This window comes from Kitasatospora sp. NPDC096128, assembly GCF_040303105.1.
Lineage (GTDB): Bacteria > Actinomycetota > Actinomycetes > Streptomycetales > Streptomycetaceae > Kitasatospora.
The window spans coordinates 81,456-99,127 of sequence record NZ_JBEOSP010000012.1 but is presented as its reverse complement, the minus strand read 5'-3'; the positions used below and the strand labels follow the sequence as shown (position 1 = coordinate 99,127).

Genomic DNA, 17,672 nt, shown 5'->3' with positions numbered 1-17,672 from the left:
GGCCGGCAGTACGGCTCCGGCCCGCGGTACGGCTCCAAGGGGCACGGCTCCGACCGGCGGCACGGCTCCGACCAGGGCGGGCCCGGCTACCTCGGTACGGGCTCTTGAAGGGGTTCGGCCGACGCTGCTTGACTGGTGGGCGTGGCCGACACCGCAGCCTTACCCGACCCGCTCGGAGACCTGGTCAGCCGTCACCGGGTCGACAACCGCGCCCGCTTGGTCAACGCCGCCTGGGCCCTGTCGATCGGCGTGCTCACCGGCTGGCTGGGGGTGTGGTCCCTGCTCCTGGACGGCGGCGCCTCCGGTGGCCGCAAGGCGGTCGGCAGCGCCCTCGGCTTCGGCCTGTGCGGACTGGCGATCGGACTCACCCAGGCGCTGCGCGCTCTGCGCGGTGGATCGGGGGAGTATTTCGAGGTGCGCGGCAACGGTCTGGTCCACGGCAACGCCGCAGGCCGGCGGGTGAGTTGGACCTGGGAGCGGATCACCGCCATCACCGTCCCGCGTCGCCGCGGCTCGGTCGGCGCCCTGGCCCGGCGGCTGGGCGGCGACTACCGCTGCGTGCTGGGCCTGGCCGACGGCGGGCGGCTGCGGATCGACGGGCTGGCCGCCGCCGCCCCCGCCCTGGGCGCCGCGATCACCGACCGCTGCCCGGACGCCCGTCGGCGCGAGGGCGACGAGTGGACCCGCCGGGCCGGGGGCCTGCTGCTCACGGGGGCGGCGGGCTGCGTCGCAGCCGTCCTCCTCATGGTCCGCTACATCTCGGACCACCCGGGCGGCGACCGGGTCACCGTCGACGCCGCCGGCCACACCTCGTACGAGTACGTCCCGGGCGCCGACGGGACCACCGTGACCCTGCTCGCCATCGCACTGGCGCTCTGCGGACTGGGTGCCGTCGTCCTCTCCGGCCTCTTCGTCCACGGCCGCCTGCGCCACCGGCTCCGCCGCTGAGCCCCTGTGAGTCGGGTCAGCCCGCGGGCCGGCTCAGGGCGTCGTGGCCCAGCCGACGACTCCGACCAGCAGGCAGGCGCCCGCGGCCACCAAGCAGCCGATGCCGGTCCACAGGAGGCAGCGCACCGCCTTGTTGTTCGCCGGCATCAGCCCCGCCCGGAGCCGGCCGCCGGCCGGTGTGGTGCCGACGGCCAGGCAGAGCAGCCACAGGCCGAGCACGCCGACCGGAATCACGGCGAACAGTCCGGCCAGGTCGCCGACGGCATAGGTGAGGCCGGTGCTGTGGAAGCCTCCGCCGCCGTAATCGACGGGCAGGACGGCGCCGATGTGGTGGGCGCCGCTGATCGGCGAGTCCGCGGTCACCGTCCGGCCGTCGTCGGAGTGGAAGGAGCCGGCGCAGGAGGTGATCAGGCCCGGTTTGGAAGGGTTGTCGCCCCAGCAGCGTTCCACGGTCAGCTCGCCCGGCTGACCGCTCATCCCGGCCGCGTAGGAGAAGCCGGAGGCGGCCGCCCGGCCGCCCAGGAGGCCGAGCGCGACGGTCGCCGTGCCGAGTACGAGCAGGGCCAGGAAGGCCGTGCCCCAGTCCTGCGGCTGCCGCCGCGCGGCCGCGGCCGTTCGTGCCCGGGCCTGCTGCCCGGAGGCCCGGGTCGACGTGTTCTTCCCGCTCATGACCGGTTCCGCTGTTCCTTGCCGTCGTGCTGCCCCGGCCGGACGGTGCCGCCGGGGGCGATGGGGGACGATCATGTCAGACCGTCCGCGCAGCCTTCGCCGGGGTGCCCGTCCGGCCCGGGCGGCGCTACGGGTCAGCCCACCGGCACCGTGGTGGCGGGTGCCGGGGCCGGGGCCTGGGCCTGGTGGGCGGTGATGCGGCGGACGACCGCGGCGAACAGGACCGGGTGCACCGCGCCGAGGGCGGCGGCCGCGAGCACGGCGGGAGTGTGCAGGGCCTGGACGCGGGCCAGGAGGACGGCACCCGTGGCGGCGAGCGAGGCGGCGCACCAGAGGTGGACGAGGGTCGGGGCGCTGCGTATCCCGGTGGCCCGCCAGAGCCCGAGGGTGATCGGCCAGCGCAGGACCAGGCTCAGCCCGGGGAGCAGCCAGCCCGCAGCGGCGACGCCGGGGCCGAAGGGCTGGACGCCGGGGGTGAGCAGGTCGCCGTTCGCCCTGGCGTGACGGAACCAGCGCAGACCGATGGCGAAGCTCGCGAGGGTGAACAGGACGAAGAACACGGCCATGAGCCCCACCACGGCCTTGCCGCCGGGGGCGAGGCCGAGCGCCTCGCCCGGGGCGAAGCAGAGGCCGGACAGGACCGCGGTCCACTGGAGTCCGAGGGCCGGCTTGCGGAGGTCGTTCACGAGTCCGTTTCCTGTGGGCGGGCGCTGTTCGACGGCGGGTCGGCGGCTTTCGGGGAGGGCCCGGCGGAGGAGCTGGTCCGGGGCCGAGACGCTGACGGGGAGGCAGGCTACCAGCGGGGGCGGACGGTCGGCGCTCAGAGCTTGTCGGCCGCGTGGACCCGGTGGAGGTGGATCAGCACGTCGTAGCTGCCGCCGAGGGCGAGGGTGGGCAGCGGGGTACTGCTGAACGTCGTACCGGCGGTGTAGGTCGGGCGGACCGTGTCCAGCCAGGTGCAGGCTGCGGGCGGGGCCTGGCGCAGGTCGAGGTAGTAGTCGCGGGGACGGACCCGGTCGAGGAGGTACTCGTTCATGCCGGGCGTGGCCGGCGGCACGGTGGTGCTCCGCCAGTCGTCGGCGAACGGGTTGGCCTCGGTGAGGAAGGAGCCGCTGCCGAAGGTGAAGCCGATGCTGACGTAGTCGGCGCCGAGTGCCCCGCGCAGGTTGGTGCCCTGCGTCGTGGGGTAGAGGGCCGGGTCGCTCGCCCGGTAGCCGACGTGGGTGTTGTGCGCCGAGAGCAGCACCTTGCCGCCGTGGCGGCGCTGCCACCACAGGGTGTTGTCGGCCATGGCCCGGTCACGGAGCGCCTGGGCGGCGGTGACGGAGGCGCCGTCGTCGATCCGCATGGTGCAGAAGGCGAAGGTCCGGGCGATGTTGCGGGCGTGCTGGACGGCCCACTCGTATTCGCCGTCGCCGTCCTTCCCGGCGGCGGTGACCAGCTCCAGCGCCTGCTGCGCCAGGTCCGCGTTGCGTTGCCGCTCGGGCAGCGGGGTGCGGGTCAGGTAGCCGATGGCGTCGGCGAACGGGCGTAGGCCGGCGTACGACTGCTCGACGCTCGACAGCGAGGCGGGGGCGGCCTTCCGCAGGTAGGCGGTGACCTCGGAGAAGGGTTGCTCGCCGATCGCGGGGAAGCCGCAGTCGGTGCCCACGAAGTGGACCGGGTGCTGCGGGCCGCTGCGATTGTAGGCGCGCATCCATTCGATCAGGTCGGCGAACTCCCGTCGCTGCCAGGGCGATCCGGCCATCACCCGGCGGACGAGCCGGCGGGCGTCGCCGTCGCCCCTGCCCTGCACGAACGCGTCGATCAGCAGACCCCCCGACCAACTGGCCTCCAGGGCGAAGGTGGTGAAGCCCTTCTCCTCGACCAGGTAGCGGAACACCCGGTGCTTCATGGTGAAGAACTCGTGCGAGCCGTGGGTGGCCTCGCCGAGACCGACCACCCGGGCGTCGCCGATCATCGCGCCCAGGGCCCGCAGGCCGGCGGCCGGGGCATCGGGCTCGGTGGAGCGCAAGGAGTGGGCGATCCGGTCCAGTTCGGCGGAGACGTCCGAGGGCTGCGGGACCGCGCCCGCCGTGGCCGCGGCCTCGGCCGTCCCCGGGATGAGCAGGGCGGCGGTGGCGGCGACCGCGGTGCCCGTGGTGGCGGTCAGCAGGGTCCGCCGGTTGATCGGGTTCCGGTGGTTGATCGGGCTCCGCGTCACGGTCATGATGGCTGCTCCTCGGCTCTTCGCTTCTCTGCTTCAACTCATCCGGCTGTCCGGGCCGGTGAGAAGATCCTCCGCTGTGGAGGGGACGGGCGCGCTGGGGAGGGCCGCCGGGTTTCCCGGGGGACAACCCCACCCGCCCCGGGCCCCTGGGGGCACCGGGGCGGTTCCCCTGGGGCCACCTGGACGGCGCTGACCGACGAGTCGCCCGGCAGCCCGTTCTGGTGCCGCGCCGACCTTCCCGGCTGAGCGTGCGGGCCCTTTCGGCGGCCGGGGGTGAGCGGTTCTCCGCTACCTCTGCGGTCCGGTCCTCCCTGGCCCGGGCAGGACGCGGCCGTCAGGTCGGGGGGCAGAGACGGGACGCCCGGGGTGAGTTCCTCGTCGTGGCCGCCCACCGTCCGGCCGTTCACCGTTGTATGTCGGCGATCTCCGTTAGGGTGCGGACCGGCTGCGCCTGGCCATCGCAGGCCCGGCGCGAGGGGAGGGGCGTCATGATCGACGTCATCGGCGAGGGTCCGCGCGGGGCTGAGGAACGGGGCGGTGACGGCATCCAGTGGCTGGCGGACACCGATGGCGAAGTGGCGGGAGTGGTGTTCGCCCGCGGGATCCCGCCCGAGGAACTCGTCCGTCGGATGGGGGCCGACCCGGCTGCCGCCGCCGGGCCGATCAGCGGGCTGGAGATCTGGGACCTGGACATCGAGACATACCGACCCGGTGACGACGGCGACGGCGTGATCCGGGTCGGCGAGGCGGACGGCTGGTCCTTCGCGATCGAGTACGGGGACTCCACCGGCGGCGAACTGCTCACCGAGATAGCGCGCGAGGGCGCGGAGGTGGTGCACTTCCGGCCGATGCCGGAGCAGCCGCCCGCCCTGCTCGACTACGCCCGGGACGGCGCCGTGCTGTGCGGCTTCGGCCTGGGGCAGGAGCGGTGGCGGTGGGGCCAGGAACCCGACCTGCTGGTGCCGGAGTTGATCGCCGCGAACGTCCTGGAGGCCGACGGCGTCACCCCCTGCACCCCCGGGCGCGGGCCCGCCACCGGAGTCCGGCGGCGGACCCTCGGCGCGGTCGGGCGGCACTTCGGGCTGCGGCTGCCCCGGGGCGTCCTGGGCGAGCTGCGGCTGCCGACGTACGTGGTGCGCGGCAGGCCGGGGCTGGAACCGCGCTGAGCCCGGCAGAGGCGGGGACGGCGGCGCGGACGACGGCGCGATGGTGACGACGGGCGTGGCGGTCGTGACGGTCATGGCGATCGTGACGGTCATGGCGGAACTCCTCCCCGGGGCCCACGTGCGGGGCCCCGACGACCGTCATCCTCGTCCGCCGTCCGCCGGCCGCACATGTGCCGATCGGGAGGTTCCAGCGAGCGGAACTCCCCGCCAGGGGTGCCGATCGGCCCAGGCGCCAACCCGCCCGCCGGGGGAGGAGGTTCCGCTGCCGCGCGGTGACGTACCCCGGGACTCAGGCGGGGAGGCTCGCCGTGCGCACCCGGGCGGCGGCGCGGGACAGCCGGAGCGCGGCGATCGGGCTCGGGCAGAAGCCCAGGGCGCAGGCGGCGAGCAGGGCGCCGGCGGTCAGGCCGGCGGAGAGGAGCGAGGCCGCCACCGCGATCGCGGGGGTGAGCAGCAGCGGGGAGACCAGGAGCAGGGTGGCCTGCCGCTTCTCCCGCCGCGTCCACTGGCGGGACCTGGTCACCCGGACGGCGGCGACGACGGCCGCGACGAACCCGAGCACGGGCCCGGCGACCGGGACCAGGGAGACCGGCAGGGCCAGTACGGCGAGGGCCAGGGTGAGGTTCGTCCAGCCGGCCGTTTCGGGGGCGGGCGGCGTCTGCCCCTCCTCGGCGAGGGCGGCGTCGGCGATCTGCCGGGGGGTGCCGAGCTGCGCCAGCACGGCGCGGACGGCGTCCTCGCCGAGCGGGGCGTCGGTGAGCGAGACCTCGATGTGTTCGCGCAGGTCGGCCAGCAGCTCGCGGCGGCGCTCGGGCGGGAGCATGGCGGTGCCGCGGGCGACCGCGTCGAGGTGGGCGCGGACCAGGGGGTGTTCGAGGGGGCTGTTCACAGGGGCTCTCCCGGGGTGAGGACGTGGTCGACGGTGGCGCGGAAGGCGGGCCAGAGCGCGGTGAACTCCTCGAGCGCGGCCCGCCCCGCTTCGGTGAGGGTGTAGTAGCGGCGGGACGGGCCGCTGGCCGAGTCGCGCAGGAAGGTGTCGGCGAGCCCGGCGCGGCGCAGCCGGGACAGCAGCGGGTAGATGGTGCCCTGGCTGGTTGCCAGCATCGGGTACCGGCCGAGCTCCTGGAGCAGTTCGACCCCGTAGCGCGGTCCGTCGCGCAGCAGCGCGAGGACGCAGTACTCCAGGACGCCCTTGCGCAGCTGGGTCGCGACCGGGCCGTCGGGTGTGCCGGGCTCGTCGTCGCCGTCCGGGCTTGTGATGCCAGGTACCATGCAATGCAAGATAGCAGGCGAAGCAAGGTAGTGGCGAGGACGGCGCCCGGGTCCGCCGTGGTGTCGCGCAGCTCGACCATCGCGGCCGTGATCACGTCGCGCAGCCCGCCCCGCAACTCGGCCACGGTGTGGCTGACGCCCTTGCGCGGGTTGGCGCCGAGCACGCCGAGCAGGGCCTCGGTCACCGCCTACCGCCCGCCGCCCGCCCGCGATCCGTCCACGACCGACCCCGGCCGGGCCGTGCGGCGCGCCGACGGCCGGCGGTGAGGCGGCCACGCCGTGGGCCGGTTGAACCCTTACCCGGTCGGCGGGTGGCAGTCCGTCCGGCGCACGCCCCCCGTCCGGGGACTCCGGCAGGCGTGGCCGGGCCCCGGCCCCTAGGGTCTGTGGTGCGCCGACGGTGCCGAGCGCCGGGGCGTACGCCTCCCCGACGCACCAGGCGTACGCCGTCCTGCCACGCGCCGGTGCACTCGGCACCACCGCCCGGCCGACCCGAGAGGTGGACCGCCCCATGCCATCCGTCGTCCGCGGCGCCGGAGCGCTCGGCCTGGCCGCGCTGCTGCTCGCTCCCGCCTCCGGTTGCCAGGGCGGCAGCCCGTCCGCGGCCGAACCCGCGCCCACCTCCCCGGTCACCGGCGCGAGCGCCACCGGCCTGGCCGCCCAGCAACTGGACTGGCGGGCCTGCCCGGCCCCGAGCACCGCGCAGGGCGGCGGCACCGCGCCCGCGGGCGACTGGCAGTGCGCCACCCTCAAGGCCCCGCTGGACCATGCCAAGCCGGACGGGGGGACCATCGGCCTCGCGCTCATCCGCACCAAGGCCAAGGACGAACAGCACCGGATCGGCTCGCTGTTGTTCAACTTCGGCGGCCCAGGGGCCTCCGGTGTGGCCACCCTGCCCGCCCTGGCGTCCGCCTACGCCTCCCTCAACACCCGCTACGACCTGGTGAGTTTCGACCCGCGCGGGGTCGGCGACAGCGCCGGGGTGAAGTGTTTGGACGACCGGGCGGCGGACGCCAACGCCGCCGTCGACAGCACCCCGGACACCCCCGCCGAGGTCAAGGCGCTGGACGACAGCAACGCGCAGTTCGCTGCCGCCTGCGAGCACAACTCCGGCCCACTGCTGCCGTACGTGGACACCGAGAGCGCGGCCCGGGACCTCGACCTGATGCGGCAGGTGCTCGGCGACCAGAAGCTCTCCTACTTCGGCATCAGCTACGGCACCCAGCTCGGCGGCGTCTACGCGCACCTGTTCCCGAAGGAGGTCGGCCGGGTCGTCCTGGACTCGGTCGTCGACCCGACGAAGGACCCGGAGCAGAGCGCGCTCGGTCAGGCCCAGGGCTTCCAGCTCGCCCTCGACGACTTCATGAAGGCCTGCGCCACCCAGGAGGCGGCCGCCTGCCCGACCGGCAACGGCGGCGCCGAGGGCACCGCGCGGATCACCGACCTGCTGCAGCAGCTCGCACAGGCTCCGCTGCCCACCAGCAGCGGACGGAAGCTGACCGAGAGCCTGGCCGTCACCGGGATCGCCGGGGCCCTGTACAGCCAGCAGACCTGGCCCGCGCTGGCCTCCGGGCTCACCGAGGCGATGCAGGCGGGCACCGGCGACACCCTCCTCCAACTCGCCGACTCGCTGCTCGGCCGCGACCCGCAGGGCCACTACAACAACCTCAACGCGGCCAACCGGGCGATCAGTTGCGTGGACGCGCGGCAGCGCTACTCCGACCAGGACGTGGAACAGCAGCTCCCGCAGTTCCGCACCGCCTCCCCGGTCTTCGGCGCCTTCACCGCCTGGGGCCTCACCGGCTGCACCGGCTGGCCCGTCCCGGGCAAGGCCGACCACCCGGAGGTCGCCGCCCCCGGCGCCGCCCCGATCCTGGTGGTGGGTACCACCGGAGACCCGGCCACCCCGGTCGAGGGCGCCCGTGCGATGGCGCAGCAGCTGGGCGCGGGGGTCGGCATCACCGTCACCCTCAACGGCGAGGGGCACGGCGGGTACAACACCGGCAACCCGTGCCTGATGAAGACCGTGGACGCCTACCTGCTGGACGGTACGGTGCCGGCGGACGGGACCACGTGCAGCTGAGGGCCGGCCCGGGGCGGAGGACCGGCCCGGGGCGGAGGAGCCGCCGGGACGGACAAGTGGCCCATTGCGGAAGTATTCGATTGGCCCTGCGCAATGGTCCAATCGACCCCTAAGATCATCCGTGTGAACAAGCACGCGAACGCGAACGCGAACGAGAACCAGAACGAGCACACCCCCAAGGTCGACTTCTACTTCGACCCCGTCTGCCCCTTCGCCTGGATCACCTCCCGGTGGATCCTGGAGGTCGCCCGCCAGCGCGAACTCGACCTCACCTTCCGGGTGATGAGCCTGTCCGTCCTCAATGAGGGCCGCACCGACCTGCCGGAGCGCTACCAGCGCCTGATGACCACTGGCTGGGGCCCCGTCCGGGTCTGCATCGCCGCCGCCGAACAGCACGGCGAGCACGTGCTGCGCGACCTGTACACCGAGCTCGGCACCCGGTTCCACGACCAGGACCGGGAAGCCGACGACACCGTCATCCGCGAGGCCCTGGTAGCCGCCGGGCTGCCCGAGGAGCTCGCCGAGGCGGCCAACAGCACCGCGTACGACATCGCGCTGCGCAAGAGCCACCACGAGGGCATGGACCCGGTCGGCGAGGAGGTCGGCACGCCGACCATCCACGTGGACGGCACGGCCTTCTTCGGCCCGGTGCTGAGCGCCATCCCGCGCGGCGAGGACGCGCTGCGGGTCTTCGAGGGCGTCCGGCTGCTGGCCGGCTACCCCAAGTTCTTCGAGCTCAAGCGGACCCGGACGGGGTCGCTCGACTTCTCCTGACCCGCCAGCCGTTCCACCGGCGCTGCTCGTTCCTGATCCGCCCCGCCCGGGGGCGGCCGACCACGGCCGCTCGGGGCGGGGCGGTCGGCTTTCCGGCCCCTGGGCCCTGCTCCCCGTCCTGCCCGGGCCCGCCCGCTACGCCGGGCCCGCCCCGCCCCGGCCCGTCCCGGCCCGCCCGCCGGGCTGCCGGGCCGGGTGGACAGGCCGGTCCGGCTGCTGGCGCCGATGGCGACGTGTGCACTGCTCGCGAGCCCGGTGACGCCGGGCGTCGTACGGGCGCGGCGGGCCCGGTGAGCGAGCCGGCCCGAGCGGGGTGGCGAGCGGGGCCGGGTGCTCTCGGGCTCCCGTCCCGGGCCGCCGGGGTCGACCATGGAGGGGTGGGCCCCGAGCAGGGTTCCGGGTGAGGCCCCGGCGGCGCCCGAGAGGCGGTGAGCGCGGATGATCGTCCGAATGCGGCTGCGTGCCGCCCGCCACCCCGCGGCCCCGCCCGGTGGGGGCAAGGGCCCGGGCCCCGGCGGGTGGGGCGGTCCCGGCCCCGGCCGCGGACCGGGCCAGGGCCCCGGCGGCACCCCGCCCAAGCCGCCACCGCCGGCGCTGCGCCGCTGGCTGCTGCCCGTCGCCGTGCTGGCGACCCTGCTGCTCCTGGTCCTGCTCGCCAAGCCCAACCCGACCGGCACCCGCTACGGCTACAGCGACCTGCTCACCCGGGTGGGCGCCGGCCAGGTGCAGACCGTGGACGTCAGCGACACCGGCGGCGTGTCCGGCACCCTCAAGGACGGCACCCACTTCACCAGCCAGATCCCCACCGCCCTGGACACCTCCCAGCTCAGCAAGGCGCTCTCGGACCAGCACGTGAGCATCACCGGCAGCCGCGCCGGCGGGGGCAGCTCGATCTGGTCGACCCTGCTGCTGTTCCTGCCGCTGTTGATCTTCGGCGGGCTGTTCCTCTGGTCCGGCCGGCTGGCCGCGCGCTCGCTCGGCGGCGGGCTGAGCGCCATCGGCCGCTCCCGGGCGAAGATCATCGAGGCCGAGCGGCCCGACACCGGCTTCGCCGACGTCGCCGGGTACGAGGGGGTGAAGCAGGAGGTCAGCGAGGTGGTCGACTTCCTGCGCAGTCCGGAACGCTACGCCGCCGCGGGTGCCAAGGGGCCGCGAGGGGTGATCATGGTCGGCCCGCCGGGCACCGGCAAGACGCTGCTCGCCCGGGCGGTCGCCGGCGAGGCCTCGGTGCCCTTCCTGTCCGTCACCGGCTCCGGCTTCGTCGAGATGTTCGTCGGCGTCGGTGCCTCCCGGGTCCGCGACCTCTTCGAGGAGGCCCGCAAACGGGCGCCGTCCATCATCTTCATCGACGAGATCGACGCCGTCGGAGGCCGCCGCGCGGGCGGCACCCGGATCGGCGGCAACGACGAGCGCGAGCAGACCCTCAACCAGCTGCTCGCCGAGATGGACGGCTTCGACACCAGCACCGGCATCGTCGTCATCGCCGCCACCAACCGGCCGGACGCGCTCGACCCGGCCCTGCTGCGCCCCGGCCGCTTCGACCGGCAGGTCGTCGTGCCGCTGCCCAACCAGGCCGAGCGGGCCGCCATCCTCGCCGTGCACACCCGCGGCAAGACCCTCGCCCCGGACGCCGACCTGGACCGGATCGCCCGCGGCACCCCCGGCTTCTCCGGCGCCGACCTCGCCAACCTGGTCAACGAGGCCGCCATCAACGCCGTGCGCGCCGACCGGGCCACCCTCACCGCCGCCGACCTCGACGACGCCCGCGACCGGGTGCTGCTCGGCCGCCGGGAGTCCTCCAACGCGCTGCTGCCCGAGGAACGGCACTCCGTCGCCGTGCACGAGTCCGGGCACGCGCTGATGGCCGCGCTGTGCGAGCACGCCGACCCGGTCGCCAAGGTGACCATCCTCCCGGCCGGGGTCGCCCTCGGTGCCACCGAGCAACTCCCCGAGGCGGAACGGCACCTGTACAGCGAGAGCTACCTGCTCGACCTGCTCACCGTGCAGCTCGGCGGGCGCGCCGCCGAACTGGTGGTCTTCGGCGAGGGCTCGACCGGCGCCGCCAACGACCTCGCCAACGCCACCTCGGTGGCCACCCGGATGGTCCGCGAGTTCGGCCTCTCCCCGGACCTCGGCCCGGTCGGCTACTCCAGCGGCTCCCCGCAGTACCTCGGCGACCACCCCGACGACCTGCTGCGCCGCCCGTACTCCGAGCAGACCCAGCGCGCGGTGGACGAGGCGGTGGCCGCGCTGCTGCGCGGCGCCGAGCGCCGGGCCGTCGGGCTGCTGCGCGAACACCGGCACCACCTGGACGAGTTGGCGACGCTGCTGGTCGCCCGGGAGACGGTGGACGGCGGCGTGGTGCTCGACATCCTGGGGCACCCCGCGCCGGAGGGCGACCGGCCACCGGGCCCGGCGGAGCCGCCGGCTTCGACGTCCTGAAGGGCGGACTGTGACCGGACGCCCGGGGCCGCCGCAGGCCCGGCCGCGGCCCGGGTGGATGATGTCGTGGTACCGACCCGAAGGAGCCCGACCATGACCGAACCCCTGCCCGCGGACGTCCAGCGCGAGATCGCCCTGGCCCTCGGGGTGCTGCCCGTCACCGACCCCGCGAAGGAGGCCGAGCGCCGGATTGCCTTCCTCGCCGACCAGCTGCGGGCCTCGGGCGCGCGCAGCCTGGTGCTGGGCATCAGCGGCGGCGTGGACTCCACCACCACTGGGCGGCTCTGCCAGCTCGCCGTCGAGCGGCTGCGTGCCGAGGGCCGCCAGGTGTCCTTCACGGCGATGCGGCTGCCCTACGGCGTCCAGGCCGACGAGGCGGACGCCCAGCGCGCCCTCGACTTCATCCGGGCCGACGAGGTGCTGACCGTCGACGTCAAGCCCGCCACCGACGCCGCCTTCGACGCCCTGCTGACGGCCGGGCTCACCTTCCGCGACCACGCCCACGAGGACTTCGTGCGCGGCAACGTCAAGGCCCGCCAGCGGATGGTCGTCCAGTACGCGGCCGCGGGTGCCGCCGGCGGCCTGGTGGTCGGCACCGACCACGCGGCCGAGGCGGCCGTCGGCTTCTTCACCAAGTTCGGCGACGGCGCGGCCGACGTGATGCCGCTCTCCGGCCTGACGAAGCGCCAGGTCCGTTCGGTGGCTGCCCACCTGGGGGCACCGGAGGAGCTGGTCGGCAAGGTCCCCACCGCGGACCTGGAGAACCTCGCCCCCGGCAAGCCCGACGAGGACGCCCTCGGTGTCGAGTACGACGCCCTGGACGACTTCCTGGAGGGCCGCCCGGTCAGCGAGCAGGTCTTCGACACCGTCCTCGGCCACTACCGCCGCACCGAGCACAAGCGCGCCCTGCCGCTCACCCCGGGCCAGGCGTGACCGAGCCGGACACCCGGTCAGGGCGCGCGGCCGGGGCCGTCCTCGGGTCGGCCGTGGGCGACGCCCTCGGAGCTCCGTACGAGTTCGGCCCGGCCGGCGCCCTGACCGCCCGCTTCCCCGCCGGCGGCGCGGAGCTCGTGGCGGGCGGGGGCTGGGAACGCGGCGAGGCCACCGACGACACCCAGATGGCCGTCCTGGTCGCCGAATCCCTCATCGAACAGGGCGGGTTGGACCTCCCGGACATCTTCGACCGGTTCCGCCGCTGGGCCGCCGCCGAGCCCAAGGACATCGGCATCCAGACCGAGTGGGTCCTCACCAGCGGCGACCCCTGGGACCTCGCCGCGGCCGTCCACTTCAACACCACCCTGCGGGCCGCCGGCAACGGCTCGCTGATGCGCGCCGCCACCTCCGCCGTCGCCTTCGCGCGGGCCGGACGCGAGGGCACCATGGCCGCCGCCCGCCGGATCGCCGCGCTCACCCACGGCGACCGGGCCGCCTGGGAGGGGACGGCGATCTTCCATGAGCTGGTCCGCCTCGCTCTCGACGGCCACGACCCGCTCGCCGAACTCCCGGCTGTGCTGGCCGCCGTCGACCCCGACCACCGGGAGCGCTACGCGACCGTCCTCGCGCCGGACTGGCACCCTGGCCTGGCCACCGAGCCCAACGGCGCCGTCTGGCCCTGCCTTGGCTCGGCGGTCTGGGCCCTGCGCACCACCGACGGCTTCGAGGCCGCTGTGCACGCCGCCGTCGACCTCGGCGGTGACACCGACACCGTCGCCGCCGTCACCGGCGGCCTGGCCGGGGCCCGCTACGGGCTGGCGGCCGTCCCCTCCCGTTGGACCGGGCCGCTGCACGTGCCCTTGCCGGGCTCCGGCGGCCGGGTGCTGCGGGCGGCCGAACTGCTGGCCATGGCGGCGGAGTTGGCGGCCTGAGGATCAGAAGGTCGGGCGGGCCGGGTGGGCGGCCAGCGCGGCGAGCAGGGCCAGCGGGATCAGGACGTGCGAGGCCAGTGCGGTGAGCAGCGCGTAGCGCCAGCGTCGGTGCGGGGTGGAGTCCCGGCCCGCGATCGCGGCGCCGAGCAGCGCCGCGAAGAGCACGGCCCCGGCCAGGGCGGCGGTCTGCAGCACCGCCGCCCGGTGTTCCGCCGCCGTCTGCTCGCCGGCCCAGCGCCAGATCCGGCTCACCAGGACGGCGTCCAGCCCGGCCGTGAGGACGCCGAACACCGCCGCGCCGACCGCGTCGCCGCTCTCCCGGCCCACACCCTTGATCCCCGTATGCGTCATGGTGCCCAGCCCCCCTTGATCGTTCCCGTGTACGGCTCGCTACCGTACCGACTGAACGGTTCGATGCTGAAGGGGGAGACGGCATGGCTGACATGACGGTGCGTCCGGTGGCCCACGTGGTCGGTGGACGGGAGGACGTGCGGGACGACGGGTGGGGGAGCGTCGAGGCGGTGATCCGGCTGGACGCAGGGCAGTTCGGCGAGGAGGCGCTGTACGGACTGGCGGACTTCTCGCACCTGGAGGTGGTCTACCACTTCGACCGGGTCCCCGAGGCGAAGGTCGAGACCGGCGCACGGCACCCGCGCGGCAACACCGACTGGCCGCTGGTGGGCATCTTCGCCCAGCGCGGCAAGAACCGGCCCAACCGGATCGGGGTCTCGCGCTGCGAGCTGCTCCGGGTGGACGGCCTGGACCTGCACGTCACCGGCCTGGACGCGGTGGCCGGCACGCCGGTGCTCGACATCAAGCCGTACCTGGCCGAGTTCGGCCCGCGCGGTGAGGTCCGGCAGCCCGCGTGGTCGACCGAGCTGATGCGCGCCTACTACGATGCGGAGGCCTGAGCGGGTGAACAACGCGGGCGCCATCATCACCCCGCCCGAGGGTGAGGGCCTGGCCGCGCCGGCCGCGTCCTGGCGGCGCGACCTGGACGCCGACCTGCTGACCGCCGCGCTCCAGGGGGCGCTGCGCCCCCCGGCGGCCGGCTGCCTCACCGGGCAGGTGATCGGGCTGAACGGCGGTGCGGTGCCGGGGCGTTGAGCCGATCCGGCGTCGGGCCCCGGCGAGGGTCCAGGAGACAGGTCCTGGGGTTCCGGCCGGCTACTTCTTCGGCCGGAAAACGACGCGCAGCTCGGCCTTGACGGTGCCGCCGTGCTGGTCGTCCCAGCTCATGGACACCGAGCCGTCGTCCGCGAGACTCAGCACCACCGTGGAGCGGCCCAGGAGGTTGGCGCACCAGTCGCCGTCGCCGCCACCGCCGGGCGGGATGTCCCGGACGAGGGTCACCTTGCGGTCCGTGACCTGCTGCTGCTTGTAGACGGTCTCGCAGAGCCCGGACTGCCCGGTGGAACCCTCGGTCAGGTTGTCATGGCCGGAGATGTCGTGGGAGTTCCCGCCGGTGCCGTCCTTGGCGCCGAAGATGTCCAGGGTGATCTGATCGCTGACGGCCGAACCGGGGGAGGTCTCTCCCCGCCAGTGCCCGAGGAAGGCGGCGGGTATCCCGTCGGGCTTCGAGGGCGGGAGGAGGGCGACGACCGCGGCCGCCGCACCGGCCAGGGCGAGGACGCCCGCGATGGCGATGACGGCCCGGCGCCGCCTGCGGGGCGACGGGCTCGGCGCTGCTCCCTCGGGCGTGCCGGCCGTGCCGAGCGTGCCGGGTACGGCGGGGGGCATGGCAGGCACGGTCGGCGTCGGCGGGACGGGTTCCGGCGGGACGGGCGCCGCGTCCAGGTTCAGCAGTTCGACACTGCGCCGACCGATCTGCTCGATCACCGGCGGGGACAACCAGCCCGCGCCGACCAGCGTGGCGGTCCCCTGCGGCGCGAGCAGTGCGACGATCTGTTGCGGGGCGGGCCGGTCGGCCGGGTCCTTGGCCAGGCAGCTTTCGGCGAGCGTGCGCAAATCGCCCCGCAGCGCGCCGAGTTCCGGCTCGCCGTGGGCCACCTTGTAGAGCAGCGCGGCGTCACTGTCTGCCTGGAACGGCCCCTGCCCGGTGGCCGCGAAGGCCAGTACGGTGCCCAGCTGGAACACGTCGGAGGCGGCGCCCAGCGGCTGGCCCAGGACCTGTTCGGGCGACATGTAGCCCGGCGAGCCGACCACGACCCCGCTGGCGGTGAGCGAGCTCGTGGCCGCGCTGTCCAGGGCGCGCGCGATCCCGAAGTCGATCAGCACCGGCCCGTCCAGCGTCAGCAGCACGTTGGACGGCTTGATGTCACGGTGGATCAGCTCGAGCCCGTGCACGGCGACCAGGGCCTCGGCGAGTCCGGCGACCAGTGCCCGCAGCCCGTGTTCGGGCATCGCGCCGAAGCGCGCCACCGTTTCCGACAGCGCGGGCCCCGCGACGTACCCGCTGGCGACCCACGGCTCGGGCGACTCCGTGTCGGCGTCGAGCACCGGTGCGGTCCACCGGCCGCCGACCCGTCGGGCCAAGGCCACCTCGCGCCGGAACCGCGCCCGGAACTCCGCGTCCGCCACCAGCTCCGGCCGGACCACCTTCAGTGCCACGGTCCGTCCGCCGGCGGTGCGCCCCAGGTAGACGCAGCCCATCCCGCCCTCGCCGAGTCGACCGAGCACCCGGTACGACCCGACGACCGACGGATCTCCCGATTCAAGCGGCTTCACGGTCGCCACCCACCTTTCCCCCGAAACGCCGAGCAGACTCTAGCGCCCCTGCGGCCCGTCTCGTCCGTCAGGGCCCGGTGGGGCCCGGAGGGGTACGGAGCGGGTGCCGTCAGGTCACGAAGGGCGCGGGGCGTGCACCGACGGTCCGTCATCGCACCGTGCCGCCGACTCGTTCATCGGTCGTCTACCGCCCTTTCCTAGGGTGGGCCGGGAGAACGAACCGGGCCCGACCACAGGAGCTTCCGCTGTCCAGGATCATCACCACCGCCCTGCCCGCGCACGGGCACGTCAGCCCACTGCTGGCCATCTCCGCCGACCTCGCCGCGCGCGGCCACGAGGTGGTCTTCCTCGGCGGCTCGCGCTTCGCGGAGGCGGCCGGGCGAGCCGGGGTGCGCTTCGCCGCGCTGCCCGCCGGGGCCGACTGGGACGACCGCGACCTCGACGCGTCCTTCCCCGGCCGGGCGGAGCTGCCGCCCGGTCCGGAGCGGATCGCCTTCGACGTGAAGCACGTCTTCCTCGACCCGGTGCCGCACCAGTACCGGGCGCTGCTCGGGCTGCTGGCCGAGTTCCCGGCCGACGCGGTGGTCGCCGACGCCTTCGTCCAGGGCGCCCTGCCGCTGGCGCTCGCCCGCCCGCGGGCGGAGCGCCCGGCGCTGCTCGGGGTCGGCATCACCCCGGCGATGCTGCCGAGCGCGGACACCGCGCCGTTCGGGCTGGCGCTGCCGCCGCTGCCGGGGGAGGAGGGCCGGATCCGCAACCGCTCGCTGCAGGAGGAGATGGACCGGCGCGGCGAGCCGCTGCAGCGCTACGCGGAGAAGGCGTTCGCGGAGGCGGGCGTCCGGCTGCCGCAGGGCCCGCGCGGACTGGCCCAGGTGACGGTGCCGGACGTGTACCTGCAGCTGACCGTGCCGGGCTTCGAGTACCCGCGCTCCGACGCGCCCGCCTCCTACCGGCTGATCGGCGCGCTGCCGGGGAACGTCGGCGAGGAGCAGCCGTTGCCCGAGTGGTGGGCGGAGGTGTCCGGTGAGCGGCCGGTCGTGGTGGTGACCCAGGGGACGCTGGCCAACGACGACCTGGGCGAGCTGGTCGCGCCGACGGTCCGCGCGCTGGCGGAGCGGGACGTGCTGGTGGTGGCCGCGACCGCCCGCCCGGACGGGCCGCAGGTGCTGGCCGAACTGCTGGGCGGCCGGCTGCCGGGCAACGTCCGGGCCGCCGGGTACGTGCCGTTCGACCGGCTGCTGCCGCACACCGACGTCCTGGTGAGCAACGGCGGTTACGGCGGGGTGCAGACGGCGCTGCGGTACGGGGTGCCGCTGGTGGTGGCCGGGGCGAGCGAGGACAAGCCGGAGGTCGCGGCCCGGGTGCAGTGGGCGGGCGTGGGGCTGGACCTGCGCACCGGCCGCCCGGCGCCGGAGGCGGTCGGCCGGGCGGTGGAGCAGGTGCTTGCCGAGGGCCGGTTCCGGGAGCGGGCCCGCGCGCTGGGCGCGGAGTTCGCGGAGTACCGGCCGTTCGACACCATCGCCGAGCTGGTCGGATCGCTCTGAAGCCGCCGGGGC

At 75.0% G+C, this 17,672-nt stretch carries 18 protein-coding genes; 11 read left to right on the top strand and 7 right to left on the bottom strand.

What is annotated here, in order from left to right; all coding sequences use genetic code 11:
• The first annotated feature begins 141 nt into the window (after window positions 1–141).
• The gene (locus ABTY61_RS16020) at window positions 142–948 is read left to right on the top strand and encodes a hypothetical protein (protein ID WP_350505586.1); all 807 of its coding nucleotides are present in this window, start codon (window positions 142–144) and stop codon (window positions 946–948) included.
• A gap of 33 nt (window positions 949–981) precedes the next feature.
• On the opposite strand, the gene ABTY61_RS16015 is transcribed toward ABTY61_RS16020, so the two are convergent.
• From ABTY61_RS16015 to ABTY61_RS16005, 3 genes are all read right to left on the bottom strand, one after another.
• Window positions 982–1,617 (bottom strand): hypothetical protein, encoded by a 636-nt coding sequence (locus ABTY61_RS16015; protein WP_350505585.1) that lies wholly within the window; start codon window positions 1,615–1,617, stop codon window positions 982–984.
• Between the two features lie 134 nt (window positions 1,618–1,751).
• Window positions 1,752–2,303: a DUF4328 domain-containing protein gene (locus tag ABTY61_RS16010; RefSeq protein WP_350505584.1), complete on the bottom strand. Its 552-nt coding sequence runs from the start codon at window positions 2,301–2,303 to the stop codon at window positions 1,752–1,754.
• Between the two features lie 134 nt (window positions 2,304–2,437).
• A complete protein-coding gene (locus ABTY61_RS16005) occupies window positions 2,438–3,826 on the bottom strand; it encodes an erythromycin esterase family protein (RefSeq protein WP_350505583.1) in 1,389 nt (462 codons plus the stop codon).
• A gap of 488 nt (window positions 3,827–4,314) precedes the next feature.
• Between ABTY61_RS16005 and ABTY61_RS16000 the strand changes: the two genes are divergently transcribed.
• Window positions 4,315–4,992: a DUF6461 domain-containing protein gene (locus tag ABTY61_RS16000; RefSeq protein WP_350505582.1), complete on the top strand. Its 678-nt coding sequence runs from the start codon at window positions 4,315–4,317 to the stop codon at window positions 4,990–4,992.
• A 289-nt stretch (window positions 4,993–5,281) separates the two neighbouring features.
• Here the strand turns inward: ABTY61_RS16000 and ABTY61_RS15995 are convergent, their stop codons facing one another.
• Together ABTY61_RS15995 and ABTY61_RS15990 are read right to left on the bottom strand one after the other, a co-directional pair.
• Window positions 5,282–5,881 carry an HAAS signaling domain-containing protein gene (locus tag ABTY61_RS15995; RefSeq protein WP_350505581.1) on the bottom strand — a complete coding sequence of 200 codons (600 nt, stop codon included), beginning with the start codon at window positions 5,879–5,881 and terminating at the stop codon, window positions 5,282–5,284.
• The gene (locus ABTY61_RS15990) at window positions 5,878–6,264 is read right to left on the bottom strand and encodes a PadR family transcriptional regulator (RefSeq protein WP_350505580.1); all 387 of its coding nucleotides are present in this window, start codon (window positions 6,262–6,264) and stop codon (window positions 5,878–5,880) included. Before ABTY61_RS15990 ends, ABTY61_RS15995 begins: the two co-directional genes overlap by 4 nt.
• Window positions 6,265–6,351: 87 nt before the next feature.
• On the opposite strand from ABTY61_RS15990, the gene ABTY61_RS15985 reads away from it, so the two are divergent.
• The 6 genes from ABTY61_RS15985 (at window position 6,352) to ABTY61_RS15960 (ending at window position 13,428) form a co-directional block, all read left to right on the top strand.
• Complete coding sequence (locus ABTY61_RS15985; protein WP_350505579.1) at window positions 6,352–6,531, top strand: hypothetical protein; 180 nt, start codon at window positions 6,352–6,354, stop codon at window positions 6,529–6,531.
• Window positions 6,532–6,775: 244 nt separating this feature from the next.
• Entirely contained in the window at window positions 6,776–8,347 is a 1,572-nt protein-coding gene (locus ABTY61_RS15980; protein ID WP_350505578.1) for an alpha/beta hydrolase, read from the top strand.
• A gap of 123 nt (window positions 8,348–8,470) precedes the next feature.
• Window positions 8,471–9,121, top strand: a complete 651-nt coding sequence (locus tag ABTY61_RS15975) for a mycothiol-dependent nitroreductase Rv2466c family protein (RefSeq protein ID WP_350505577.1) — start codon at window positions 8,471–8,473, stop codon at window positions 9,119–9,121.
• 450 nt (window positions 9,122–9,571) lie between these two features.
• A complete protein-coding gene (gene ftsH / locus ABTY61_RS15970) occupies window positions 9,572–11,563 on the top strand; it encodes an ATP-dependent zinc metalloprotease FtsH (RefSeq protein WP_350505576.1) in 1,992 nt (663 codons plus the stop codon).
• Window positions 11,564–11,656: 93 nt separating this feature from the next.
• Window positions 11,657–12,496 (top strand): NAD(+) synthase, encoded by an 840-nt coding sequence (gene nadE, locus ABTY61_RS15965; protein ID WP_350505575.1) that lies wholly within the window; start codon window positions 11,657–11,659, stop codon window positions 12,494–12,496.
• Window positions 12,493–13,428 (top strand): ADP-ribosylglycohydrolase family protein, encoded by a 936-nt coding sequence (locus tag ABTY61_RS15960; RefSeq protein ID WP_350505574.1) that lies wholly within the window; start codon window positions 12,493–12,495, stop codon window positions 13,426–13,428. Before nadE ends, ABTY61_RS15960 begins: the two co-directional genes overlap by 4 nt.
• Window positions 13,429–13,431: 3 nt before the next feature.
• Here the strand turns inward: ABTY61_RS15960 and ABTY61_RS15955 are convergent, their stop codons facing one another.
• Window positions 13,432–13,779 (bottom strand): hypothetical protein, encoded by a 348-nt coding sequence (locus ABTY61_RS15955; protein WP_350505573.1) that lies wholly within the window; start codon window positions 13,777–13,779, stop codon window positions 13,432–13,434.
• Window positions 13,780–13,871: 92 nt separating this feature from the next.
• Between ABTY61_RS15955 and ABTY61_RS15950 the strand changes: the two genes are divergently transcribed.
• Together ABTY61_RS15950 and ABTY61_RS15945 are read left to right on the top strand one after the other, a co-directional pair.
• A complete protein-coding gene (locus tag ABTY61_RS15950) occupies window positions 13,872–14,339 on the top strand; it encodes an SAM-dependent methyltransferase (protein WP_350505699.1) in 468 nt (155 codons plus the stop codon).
• 4 nt (window positions 14,340–14,343) lie between these two features.
• Window positions 14,344–14,535, top strand: a complete 192-nt coding sequence (locus ABTY61_RS15945; RefSeq protein WP_350505572.1) for a hypothetical protein — start codon at window positions 14,344–14,346, stop codon at window positions 14,533–14,535.
• Between the two features lie 60 nt (window positions 14,536–14,595).
• On the opposite strand, the gene ABTY61_RS15940 is transcribed toward ABTY61_RS15945, so the two are convergent.
• Entirely contained in the window at window positions 14,596–16,116 is a 1,521-nt protein-coding gene (locus ABTY61_RS15940) for a serine/threonine-protein kinase (protein ID WP_350505571.1), read from the bottom strand.
• A gap of 158 nt (window positions 16,117–16,274) precedes the next feature.
• Between ABTY61_RS15940 and ABTY61_RS15935 the strand changes: the two genes are divergently transcribed.
• Window positions 16,275–17,660, top strand: coding sequence for a glycosyltransferase (locus tag ABTY61_RS15935; protein WP_350505570.1), 1,386 nt, complete (start codon window positions 16,275–16,277; stop codon window positions 17,658–17,660).
• Window positions 17,661–17,672: the final 12 nt, after the last annotated feature.

Excerpts from the sequence above, each read along its gene's own strand:
- ABTY61_RS16015 (WP_350505585.1), bottom strand. The coding sequence starts at position 1,617 with ATGAGCGGGAAGAACACGTCGACCCGGGCCTCCGGGCAGCAGGCCCGG.
- ABTY61_RS16005 (WP_350505583.1), bottom strand. The coding sequence starts at position 3,826 with ATGACCGTGACGCGGAGCCCGATCAACCACCGGAACCCGATCAACCGG.
- ABTY61_RS16000 (WP_350505582.1), top strand. The coding sequence starts at position 4,315 with ATGATCGACGTCATCGGCGAGGGTCCGCGCGGGGCTGAGGAACGGGGC.
- ABTY61_RS15990 (WP_350505580.1), bottom strand. The coding sequence starts at position 6,264 with ATGGTACCTGGCATCACAAGCCCGGACGGCGACGACGAGCCCGGCACA.
- ABTY61_RS15980 (WP_350505578.1), top strand. The coding sequence starts at position 6,776 with ATGCCATCCGTCGTCCGCGGCGCCGGAGCGCTCGGCCTGGCCGCGCTG.
- ftsH (WP_350505576.1), top strand. The coding sequence starts at position 9,572 with ATGCGGCTGCGTGCCGCCCGCCACCCCGCGGCCCCGCCCGGTGGGGGC.
- nadE (WP_350505575.1), top strand. The coding sequence starts at position 11,657 with ATGACCGAACCCCTGCCCGCGGACGTCCAGCGCGAGATCGCCCTGGCC.
- ABTY61_RS15955 (WP_350505573.1), bottom strand. The coding sequence starts at position 13,779 with ATGACGCATACGGGGATCAAGGGTGTGGGCCGGGAGAGCGGCGACGCG.
- ABTY61_RS15950 (WP_350505699.1), top strand. The coding sequence starts at position 13,872 with ATGACGGTGCGTCCGGTGGCCCACGTGGTCGGTGGACGGGAGGACGTG.